Below are 11,114 nucleotides of genomic sequence, written 5' to 3' on the forward strand. Positions count from 1 at the left end.
GCCCGTTCCTATAGAAAATATTAGGTACAATAAAAAATGCAAACTCCTACAATTCAACAGCCAAAAACAGAACTTCCACCGCTAATCGAGCGGGAAATTCTGTTTGGAAACCCCGAAAAAACTAGCCCCAAACTTTCACCCGACGGCAAGTATATCGCCTACATTGCACCCGATGAACACAACGTCTTGCAAGTGCAATTGCGTACCGTCGGTCAAGCAGACGATCGCCAACTGACAGCAGATAAAAAACGCGGCATCCGCATCTTTTTGTGGACTTACAGTGGCGAAGAACTCATTTATCAGCAAGATATTGATGGTGATGAAAAATGGCATTTATTCTCAGTCAATATCCAGTCAAACCAGGTTCGCGACTTGACACCATTTCAAGGTGTTCGAGCTCATCTGATCGCCTTTAACCGCAACTTCCCCAATGAAATATTAGTGGGAATCAACATCAGCGATCGGCGCAAACACGATCTTTACCGCATCAACCTGCAAAACGGTGCCGTTGAACTCGACACCGACAACCCAGGAAACATCGTTAATTGGGCTGCTGATGCCCAATTTCAAGTGCGGGCGGCCACAGCCACAACTGCCGAGGGCGGTAAAGAATTGCTATGGAGGGAAACTGCGGACAAGTCTTGGGAAAGCCTGCGAAGCTGGGGCCCCGACGACGAAGGCGGTGCCGTCATGTTCTCAGAAAACGGCAAAATTCTCTACATCCGAGGCGATCACGATGCTAACGCGGAACGTTTGATCGCGCTAGATTTGGAAACCAAGCAAGAAACTGATCTCGCCTCTGATCCAGAATACGATGTCGGGGATATTGTCGTACACCCCACCAAGCGAGAGATTCAGGCGGTTTCCTTCTACAAGGACAAGCAAGAGTGGCGGATTTTAGACCAAAGCATAGCAGAGGATTTTGAGCATCTCGGCAAATTCCGTCCCGGCGAATTCTCCATTACCAGCCGCAACCTCGCCGACACTACTTGGCTAATCGCTTACAGGACAGACGACGGTCCAGTTTACTACTATGTGTACGATCGCACTTCCAAAACTTTCACCTTTCTGTTCAGCAACCAACCCAAACTCGAAGGGCTACCACTATCATCAATGGAACCCATTTCTTACACCGCAAGAGATGGTTTAACCATTCACGGCTACCTGACAAAACCGGTTGGTGTCGCCACACCAGTACCTGCCGTCTTGCTAGTTCACGGTGGCCCCTGGGCACGCGATACCTGGGGTTACAACCCACAAGCCCAATGGCTGGCAAACCGGGGTTACGCCGTTTTGCAAATCAATTTTCGCGGTTCCACCGGCTACGGCAAAGCCTTTCTCAATGCCGGCAATCGCGAATGGGCCGCTAAAATGCACGACGACTTGCTAGATGGGGTAAATTGGCTGGTAGAAACAGGAATTGCCCTACAGGATAAAATTGCAATTATGGGCGGTTCCTACGGTGGTTATGCCGCCTTAGTCGGATTGACTTTTAGTCCCGATGTTTTTGCCTGCGCCGTCGATATTGTCGGGCCAAGCAATTTGATTACACTGCTGCAAACTATTCCCCCTTACTGGGAACCGAGAAAAGCAAGTCTGTATCACCGCGTCGGCAATTTGGAAACAGAACCAGAGTTTCTGAAATCGATCTCCCCTTTATCTTTTGTCGATCGCATCCAGAAACCTTTACTAATCGCCCAAGGTGCCAACGACCCGCGAGTGAAAGAAGCAGAAAGCGAGCAAATTGTCAATGCCATGAAGCAAGCCGGCAAACCTGTAGAATACGTGCTTTATACAGATGAAGGACACGGATTTGCGCGGCCAGAAAATCGGCTGCACTTTTTTGCGATCGCCGAAGAATTCCTAGCCAAGTATTTAGGAGGCAGATTTGAACCTGCAGGCAACATTGCCAATCATTCCGGTGTAGTAAATCCGCAAACAACTAATTAGAAGGAAGAAGGAAAAAGGAAGAACAAAGAAGGAATTACTCAAATCTCTCTTCTCTTCTCTTCTCTTCTTTTCCTCTGTGCTCTCTGTGTCCTCTGTGGTTAAATCATTCCGATGCAACCGGATGTGCGATAAGTCCTCTTTCCTCTTCCCTTTTTCTTCTCAAATGACCAAAATTATTTTTCTCGATGCCGCAGGGACGCTATTTGACGTGCGTGGCAGCGTCGGCGAAGTCTACGGAAAATTTGCCCGCAGTTGGGGAGTAACTGTTTCTAACGAAGAGTTAAATGCAGCATTTTTCCAAAGTTTTGCCCACTCAAATCCGATGGCATTTCCCGGAAAAGAATTAGCCCAAATTCCCCAGCTAGAATTTGAATGGTGGCAAGCAGTTTGCGCGAACGCTTTTCAAATAGCAGGCGTTTTCAATCAATTCTCAGACTTTTCCACATTCTTTGTGGAACTCTACGCTCATTTTGCCACCGCCGAACCTTGGTTTGTCTATCCCGACGTATTGCCAGCATTAAATAGGTGGCAGCAACAAGGGATTGAATTAGCAGTAGTATCGAATTTCGATTCGCGACTTTATGCAGTATTAAAAGCACTAAATTTAGCTGAATATTTCACATCAGTGACAATTTCTACCGAAGTTGGTGCGGCAAAACCCGACTCTCAAATTTTTACCGCAGCTTTGCAAAAGCACAACTGCATTGCCGAGAATGTGTTGCATATCGGCGACAGCTTCAAAGCAGATTATTGTGGTGCTAAAAATGCCGGATTAAACGCAATTTGGTTGAATCGCCAGCAGGAAACAATAGATTCAGGAAAGTGGAATTTAACTGATTCCCAAAAAGTAGAAGAGTTTCCTAGTCTGGATTTTATATAAGTCAGTCCTAGACACACTCCCACAAAAAACCCGGGTTTGCATGAGCCCCGATGCGTCCAGGACTATAAATATGAATTTTATGAGGTTAAGGTTATGATTTTTATGAATTGACTTTGAGAGCTATTTATTGAATAATATGGATAATTTAACCACAGAGAGCGCAGAGGGCGCAGAGGAAGAGAAGAGAGGGGTGATTTATATATCTAATTTTAACTGGAAAAAACTTTATGGAACCTCGACTTACTCAAACTCAATTAGCACAGGTGATCGCTGAGATCGACAAGTTATCGCAGCAGCGCGAGTTAGAATTGGCCCCAGATCAGGTAAGAGAAATTTTACGGGAGTTGAATCTGCCTGATGAGCTTTTAGAAGATGCGATCGCCCAAATGCGCCGCCGCGAAGTCCTAGAAAAACAGCAGCGACGCAACCGCTGGATCGCGATCGCCTCGACAGTTGTTGTCATTTCTGCGATCGGTATAGGTGTACTGTTCGGGCAAAATCAGCAACAAAAAACTGCTCAAGTTGTGGGAGGAGAAGACCGAATTGCCCTATCTCAAAAGGGCGGTGACAGCCTTACTCAAGTCAACCGTCAAATCAATCCCCGCGTTTACTACCAGGTGACGTTGCAAAATGCTCCGATCGGTCGTGAGTTGTCTTTACAATGCGACTGGATTAATTCTAGCGGTCAAACTGTGCATCAGGGCAGGTATCAAACTCGCACCATCAATACTGCGGTTTGGAATACCCACTGCTTTTACGATCTCGGATCTGCTGCAGCCCCAGGCAAATGGGAAGTTCGGATGTCCCTGGATGGGCGCGTCATCAGCAGTGAACCTTTCACGGTGAAATAGATGGGTGCGATCGACAAACCTTCACATTTTATCGGCTATTGGGGACTGGACGATCGCACAAAAACGCTCAGCCGTTTAGCCCCAGACTACTGCATTCGGCAGGGCAAATTATCCGAATGGGCGATCGCCTCTGCATCTCTACTCACGGCTGACACAGTGACGCTGAATGCTTGCGGGCGATTTGGGCCAACCGATTTTCCGGGAGATGCTTGGGCGGCGGTGGAAGCGGGACACCTACGGCTGGGGCGCGATCCGTTTGGGCGAGTGCCGTTGTACTGGATGCAGTTGGGAGAAACTATTTGGTTTTCGACGCGGATGCAATTGCTGCTAACGCTGATTGCTTCCCCTCAAATTAGCCCGATCGCCCTCCACAGCTATGCTTGCTTTTCCTACGTGCCCACACCGTTAACTGCGATCGAGCAAATTGCATCCGTAGCAGCCGGAACCGAGATAATTTGGGAAATCGCCGATGTTAAGGATCGGCCGAAAGTGCGATCGCTGCAATCGGCTTGGCAAGAAGCGCCCCAACTACTGCGCCGTGAGGATGAGGCGATCGCACAATTGCAAGGGCTGTTGCAACAGGCGATCGATCGACAAGTGGCCGATTTGCCGATCGACGAACCCGTGGGCGTTTTACTCTCCGGTGGCATCGATTCTTCCCTGGTGACGGCGCTGCTAGTGAAAGCAGGCTTGCAGGTGCGCGCCTATGCCCTCGATTTTGGTGTCGAAGCCTATTCCGAACTCCCCTACGCCCAACAGGTGGCGGACTTTTTCCAGATTCCGCTGATCCGAGTGGTGGCGACGGGCGATGCAGTGTTGCGGGCGATCGAGCCAACCGCCAAAGCCCTCGATTTACCCTATGGAGACGGCACGACGGCTGCACTGTTTTTGCTCAAACAGGCGGCGGCGCAAGACGTGCGAGTTGTATTCAATGGCGAGAATGGCGATCAGCTATTTGCTGGATGGACAAACAAGCCTTTGATTGCACACGGAGTTTACAGTGCAGAACATCCCGCCGGAGTAGAAACCTTTGAACAGCAGTATTTGCGGACGTTTCAGCGATTTTATGGTTATGAAAAACAGATTTTTTCGCCAGAAATGCTCGATCGCATCCAGTCTCACGATTTGAGCGTTTACCTGCAAGACGCGATCGATCCCGAAACCTGTCCTTCCCTGCTAGCGAGGCTGCGGCGGGCTTCACTGATGCTCAAAGGTGCCCAAAATATTCAGCCGAGGGCAACGGCATTGGCGTTTGCTTGCGGTTTGTGGGTGCGATCGCCCTTCTGCGACCCCGACCTCACAGCATGGACGTTTCAACTCCCTGGCGAGCTGCTACTGCAAGGTGCGTGCGAAAAATACATCCTTAAAAAAGCCTCCGAACGCTGGCTGCCGCCGGAAATTGTCTGGCGGGAAAAGCGCGGGATGGGAGTCCCGTTGAAGGTTTGGTATTACCGGGAGTTTTGGGCTGCGATCGGCGATCGGCTGAATCCGAATCTGTTGCGATCGCAAAATTGCTGGCAGCCCCATTTGGCTGACTCGATGTTATCGGGACAACTCGGAGTTGCTATGCGCGATCGCTATATTGGCAATAATCTCTGGCTGCTGCTGATGTGGCAGGCATGGCGAACCGAGGTTTTAGGCGAAATTCCGGGCAAGCGATCGCTGGATCATGTGTTTTGGTTGCCACCGGCGATCGGACAACGCATTTGGAAATATCGAAGACAGTTGACAGTTGACAGTTGACAGTTGACAGTTGATTTTACAATCTTCCTTGTTCCAAACATCCGTTAAATCCCTTACAAAATCCGTTGCCAAACATCCGTTACATCCGTTAAATAATCCGTTGCCGAACTTCTTCTATATGACTGAATCTTTGCTACAGAATGAAACCAAAATACATTCGCCGCCGTTCTCCGAAGCAATGGCTAAGCGACTTTTGTCAACTTATGGTTCGCCCTTATATGTGTATCAGGCCGAGATCCTCCATGAAACCCTTGAGCATATTACGCGATCGATCAACTATCCGCACGTTCAGTTTCATTTTGCTAGCGTCACCAACGGCAATATTGCTCTGTTGCAATTGATTCAGCAGGCTGGTTGGGGGCTACACGCGAATACACCGGGGGATGTTTTTTTGGGGCTGAAAGCGGGTTTTACGAGCGATCGCATTGTCTATACGGGCAGTAACCTCAACAGGGCGGATATTCAGCAATTGATTGAATGGAAGATCGATCGATTTAACTTCGATAGTCTGTCGCAACTCCAGGATTTATGCGAATATTCCGCGAGTCAACCGCGATCAATCCCTGCCGAAATCGGACTGCGCCTCAACTCACCGGAATTGACGGGAGACAGTCGGATTGGAGTGCGTCCCGCCGAATTCGAGAAAGCCAACGAAATAGCGCAGCAGCAGGGGTTGAGGATTACCGGATTGCATTTTTATCGGGGGACTGGAACTAACGCCACGAGTGCTTTTACGCAGGCGATCGATCGGCTAATTGCGATCGCCCAACAGTTGCCAGATTGGCGAACCCTTGATTTTGGCGGTGGTTTTGGCTATCCCTATCGAGGCGGTGCGGTGTTTGACTGGCGGGAGTTTGGTGCGGCGATTACTGAACGATTGAGTGCGCTATCTCGCCCGATCGAGTTGGTGATTGAACCGGGACGATCGGCGATCGCAGGTTGTGGCGTTTTGCTTGCGAAAGTTGTGTCGGTGAAGTGGTTGGGCGCGCGGCAAATTGTCGGGGTGGATACGACTGTATCAAATCTATCCGTGCCTGCGGTGCACGGTGGCTATCGGGCGATCGCAACTTGGGAAACCGACGATGTATCGCGACATGAAACGGATATTTGCGGCAACACAACTTATTCGCGGGATTATTTGGGGCGCAACTGTTGGCTACCGAAACTCAAAATTGGAGATGCGATCGCGATTTTGGATAGCGGGGCTTACGGCTATGCGATGTCGTCGCATTTTCTGCACCGCCCCCGCCCTGCTGAGGTGTTGATTGATGCTAAGGGCGATCGATTAATTCGACAGCGAGAAGACTATTCTATCTTGTTAAACGGGCAAATCTTTTAAACCTGAGATGTTACACCATTCTCAAGAACAGGCAAGATGCCTGTTCCACAATAAATAAATTCTCTTGTGGAACGGGCCGGAGAGCCCGTTTATAAAAGACTCAGATCACGCAAGATGCCTGTTCCAAAATAAATAAATTCTATTGTGGAACAGGCCGAAAAGCCTGTTGCTGACAATGGTGCAAGATATCAGTTGTAACGAAGTTATCTCTCTTCTCTTCCTCTGCGCCCTCTGCGCCCTCTGCGGTAAAACCATTCCAAAACAACCGTCAACGATATAAATCCATTAAATCAATCAGGAGTAACCCAAATGGGAATGAAATGCGTCCAGTGTAATACCGATAACAATTTGCGCGATCGTACAAGCAACTCAGGTCGCTGTAAACGGTGCAACCATCCGTTTGTGTTTGAACCCACTACCGTCACTGATAAAAAGTTGGCATTCACCGATCCCTTTTTCAAAAATGCGATCGAAGATATTTCCAGCCAGAATATGTTATTTTTTACGCCCAAACAGTTTTTGTATTTGATAGATCAACGGCTAAAAAATCGCACCTCATCTAACCTCTGGAACTGGATTTTAGCATATTTAGTCCAGAGCTTTTTCCTGGTAAACTTTGGCGGTATATTCATTAGCTCTATCTTTTCTGACACTGCGGGATTTTTGATAGTGTGGACAGTTTTCAATATTATTTGGATTCGGGGATTTTTCGCGAACAGCCAATCTACCGAGCAAAGTGTTCGCAGCAGAAAAGTTAATGCCACAAATTTACAAACTTTAGGAATAATTATTTTAGTAACAGGGATTTCAGGAAGCTTGATATTTAATTATTTTCCAGGATACATCGCAGCCTCTGCACTAGGACTATTTTCCTACTGGCTCAGCATTTCACAAAAAAATCGTCAACAGATAACGGGTGAAATATTTATCGTTAATCAAGCGCAGAGCGATAAATGGCTGCGAGACTGGCAAACAGTGAACGGCACATTAGAAAAACTGCTCCCTGCACCTCGTCAAGAAGCTTTACCCGCCACCATCGATCGCGAAGTCAGCGCCTACAGCTTCGATCGCGCAATTATCTGTGACAGTGACGAAATAGCTCAATTCCTAATTGCCAACAACGTCCATTTTGAAAACAACTGCGCGATTCTTAGTATTAGTGGCTATCCCCAAAGCATCTTCAGTACCGTGATTGAAATGCTGCGGCGCAATGCCGATTTGAAAGTTTATGCGCTGCACAATGCGAGCCCTGCAGGAGTTCGCTTGGTAAATCAACTGCGAACTAATCCAAACTGGTTTGCGAATCAAGCGGTGACAATTTTTGATTTGGGAATTTCTCCCCGTCAAATCTTAGCAACCCGCGATATGTTTGTGCAGCAATCTCAAACAATGGCACAAACAGCCCGTCAACTACCCGATGCCGTAAGGCAAGGTTTAACAGCAGAAGAACTAGCGTGGCTGGAGGCAGGCAATTTTGTGGAATTAGAATCGTTTACGCCGCAGCGGTTGTTGCGCGTGGTCAATTATGGACTTGCTCAGAGTGGCGATCCGCAGGGTAACGAGGGCTTAATATTAGTGGATGATAATGTTGGATATGGCGGCGGCTATGTGTTTGTCTCCGATAGTTTTGGTTAGGGCGTGTTTTCAAACTTTATATTAGACTTATTAATAATAAGCTAAAAAAGTCTTGAAACTTAGTCTGAATAAGATTTTTAGCGCTCTTTTGTTAAAATCATAAAAAGCTTATCTTGGTAAGGGCTTCAGCGATTTTAAAATGAGGAGCAAAAAAGCTGAGGTTAACTCGGTGAGTAAAGGTTTCAAATTTTTAAATTTCCCCCCACGGGGGGAAGTTGAGTTTAAATTGTGTGAAATTTGCCTTCAACTTTCTCTCGTCTGGTTTTGTTTGTGTAGGCGCGGTTTCTAACCGCCCGGACTTGTAACCGCCTGGACTTATTTAAGTCGTATACTCCGCATTAATCTTCACGTAGTCGTAACTCAAATCGCATCCCCAAGCTTTCGCAAAACCGCTACCATTCCCGACACTAACCTGAATTACAACCGTATCAGCCTTCAAATATTCCCCCTCAGCAGCCGCTTTCATATAATTACTTGCAGCAGCGCGATCGAACTCTTTAGGTTGTCCGTTTTCCATCATCAAAAAATCCCCCAATTGAATCCGCAAATTCTCTTGATCGAAAGCGACACCAGCGCGCCCAGCCGCCGCCGCAATTCTGCCCCAATTCGGATCGCGTCCGAAAATAGCAGCTTTCACCAAAGAAGAACCGACAATTGTTTTGGCAATTTTACTCGCAGAAACTTCATCCAGCGCGCCGCTAACTTGCACTTCCACCAAACAAGTTGCACCTTCGCCGTCACGGGCGATCGCCTTTGCTAAATGCACGCAAACTTCTGTCAGCATCGCTTCTAATTTTTCAGCATCCGCCCCCATTTCTGTAATTGCGGGCGTGCGGGATTGGCCGTTTGCCAAAGCAATTAGCGAGTCGTTGGTACTGGTATCGCCGTCAACAGTAATTTGATTGAAACTTCTGTTAGCCGCCCGACTCACCATTTCTTGCCACAAATGCGATGACACTGCTGCATCGCAAGTTACAAATGCCAGCATTGTTGCCATATTCGGGTGAATCATTCCCGAACCTTTGCAAATGCCGCCGATGCGGACGGGTCGATCGCCAAACATGGTTTCCAGGGCGATCGTTTTCGGCACTAAATCAGTCGTACAAATAGCCTTAGCCGCCGCATCGGAACCAGTTTCCGATGCCTCAGCAACTAATCGGGGAATTCCCGCCCTCAGCGGCTCCATTTTTATCCGCTGTCCGATGACGCCAGTGGAGGCCAAAAGAATAGATTCTGGAGGAATATTCAGCGCTTCTCCCAACAATTTGGCACTTTCGAGGGCATCTGCCAAACCTTGTTCGCCAGTAGCAGCATTAGCTTGTCCCGCATTGCACAAAATTGCTTTCGCGCTGGGTTTAGCTTGCAAACGCTGGCGGCAGTAGTCCACGCAAGCGGCCCGGACAGTGGAGGTTGTGAAGACTCCGGCGGCGATCGCGTCCACCTCTGACAAAATTAAACTTAAATCTGGCAAGCCTGAAGGCTTCAAACCCGCTGTAATTCCCGATGCTCGATACCCTCTGGGTGCTGTAACTCCGCCGTCAATTTCTTTCCAGTCCGACATCATGACCTCCCTAGTAGCCTTCAATCTGCTGAAAGGGGATTATACCATTTTAGATTTTAGATTTTAGATTTTAGATTTTAGACTTCGGCGTGAGCGCTCAGTCGAACGATTTTAGATTTTAGATTCTTTTGAACCCAATTTCCCATTCCCCATTCCCAATTCCCAATTCCCCATAAAACTAATCGCGGCTTCCAATCTAGAGTTAGAACTCAAGAAGAAGTCGCGACGGTTTTGTAATTGACATTATTAATTTTTAACTGGCAAACAACAAACTCGATTCAACTATCTCGCCGTTGAAAAAAGGAGTTATTTGCGATCGATACTCGCTGGAGAACCAGCATCTAAACCAACTTCAGCAGCCACACGGCTCAGCATGGATTCCTGACGGTTTTTGACGACGTGTTGATGGCGCATCATCAGGTTGCGGGCTTGTTCTTGAGTGGACATAACTGATTTCTCCAAATTATAGGTAATAACTTCGTAGACAATTGTCGAAATTGAGTTTGCCCTAGCTCATAGTGGCGTTGCTGCGATCGTAACTGGCTTGAAAGCTGGGCTGCGGTTTGCCTTGAATGTGACCCCAGTAGTGCGTATCTTCCATCCCGACTTCGGTGGCGGTGCGGTTGAGCATGGATTGCTGACGGTTCTTCACAAGTTGGTGGTGGCGCATCATCAGAGAGCGAGCTTGATTTTCGGTAGACATATGCGGTTCCTCCGTATTCTTTAGATTAATGTTGGGCTTGTTTTTTCTTCTCTTCTATCACTATAACAGACAATTCTGTATCTAAAGCTACCAAATAAAAATTGTCACAAAACTTTACAATTGGGCTATGGGGCGAGAATCTCGATCGAGGTTGCAGGGAGTGCGATCGAGCTTTGGCTCGTGGATTCAGGCCCAACCTCAAGCAGCAGTTGGCAAAATTTGACAATATTCGTCTTCTAAGTGCCACATTTTAGCGCCTACCTAATTGCCAAGGGGCAAAATAACTTTATAGTTTGGTTCAAAGTTATAGATGCATAATTTTGTCTCTCAAGGGAGTAGAATTTGCCTTAGTTAACAGTAAATTTAATAAGTAGCTAAGTAGGTAGGCGCTGTAAAACACAATTATGTCAAGGATTGTAAAGTATCCTTAGCCCTAAGCGTGGCTAAGTTAG

At 47.6% G+C, this 11,114-nt stretch carries 9 protein-coding genes; 6 read left to right on the top strand and 3 right to left on the bottom strand.

Going from position 1 to position 11,114, the window contains the following annotated elements; translation table 11 throughout:
- The first annotated feature begins 36 nt into the window (after positions 1-36).
- The 6 genes from QUB10_RS24040 (at position 37) to QUB10_RS24065 (ending at position 8,398) form a co-directional block, all read left to right on the top strand.
- Positions 37-1,950 carry a S9 family peptidase gene (locus tag QUB10_RS24040; RefSeq protein WP_333205750.1) on the top strand — a complete coding sequence of 638 codons (1,914 nt, stop codon included), beginning with the start codon at positions 37-39 and terminating at the stop codon, positions 1,948-1,950.
- 163 nt (positions 1,951-2,113) lie between these two features.
- On the top strand, positions 2,114-2,830 hold the full coding sequence (locus tag QUB10_RS24045) for an HAD-IA family hydrolase (protein WP_333205751.1): 717 nt from the start codon (positions 2,114-2,116) through the stop codon (positions 2,828-2,830).
- Positions 2,831-3,057: 227 nt separating this feature from the next.
- The gene (locus QUB10_RS24050) at positions 3,058-3,681 is read left to right on the top strand and encodes a DUF3859 domain-containing protein (RefSeq protein ID WP_333205752.1); all 624 of its coding nucleotides are present in this window, start codon (positions 3,058-3,060) and stop codon (positions 3,679-3,681) included.
- Positions 3,682-5,424 carry an asparagine synthetase B family protein gene (locus QUB10_RS24055; protein ID WP_333205753.1) on the top strand — a complete coding sequence of 581 codons (1,743 nt, stop codon included), beginning with the start codon at positions 3,682-3,684 and terminating at the stop codon, positions 5,422-5,424.
- Between the two features lie 118 nt (positions 5,425-5,542).
- Complete coding sequence (locus tag QUB10_RS24060; protein ID WP_333205754.1) at positions 5,543-6,763, top strand: alanine racemase; 1,221 nt, start codon at positions 5,543-5,545, stop codon at positions 6,761-6,763.
- A 309-nt stretch (positions 6,764-7,072) separates the two neighbouring features.
- Positions 7,073-8,398 carry a hypothetical protein gene (locus tag QUB10_RS24065; protein WP_333205755.1) on the top strand — a complete coding sequence of 442 codons (1,326 nt, stop codon included), beginning with the start codon at positions 7,073-7,075 and terminating at the stop codon, positions 8,396-8,398.
- Between the two features lie 319 nt (positions 8,399-8,717).
- On the opposite strand, the gene argJ is transcribed toward QUB10_RS24065, so the two are convergent.
- From argJ to QUB10_RS24080, 3 genes are all read right to left on the bottom strand, one after another.
- Complete coding sequence (gene argJ, locus QUB10_RS24070; protein ID WP_333103192.1) at positions 8,718-9,959, bottom strand: bifunctional ornithine acetyltransferase/N-acetylglutamate synthase; 1,242 nt, start codon at positions 9,957-9,959, stop codon at positions 8,718-8,720.
- A gap of 306 nt (positions 9,960-10,265) precedes the next feature.
- Positions 10,266-10,406, bottom strand: a complete 141-nt coding sequence (locus QUB10_RS24075) for a hypothetical protein (RefSeq protein ID WP_015176121.1) — start codon at positions 10,404-10,406, stop codon at positions 10,266-10,268.
- Positions 10,407-10,467: 61 nt separating this feature from the next.
- A complete protein-coding gene (locus tag QUB10_RS24080) occupies positions 10,468-10,662 on the bottom strand; it encodes a hypothetical protein (RefSeq protein ID WP_006631905.1) in 195 nt (64 codons plus the stop codon).
- Positions 10,663-11,114 lie beyond the last annotated feature (452 nt).

The organism is Microcoleus sp. B5-D4 (assembly GCF_036705145.1).
GTDB lineage: Bacteria > Cyanobacteriota > Cyanobacteriia > Cyanobacteriales > Microcoleaceae > Microcoleus.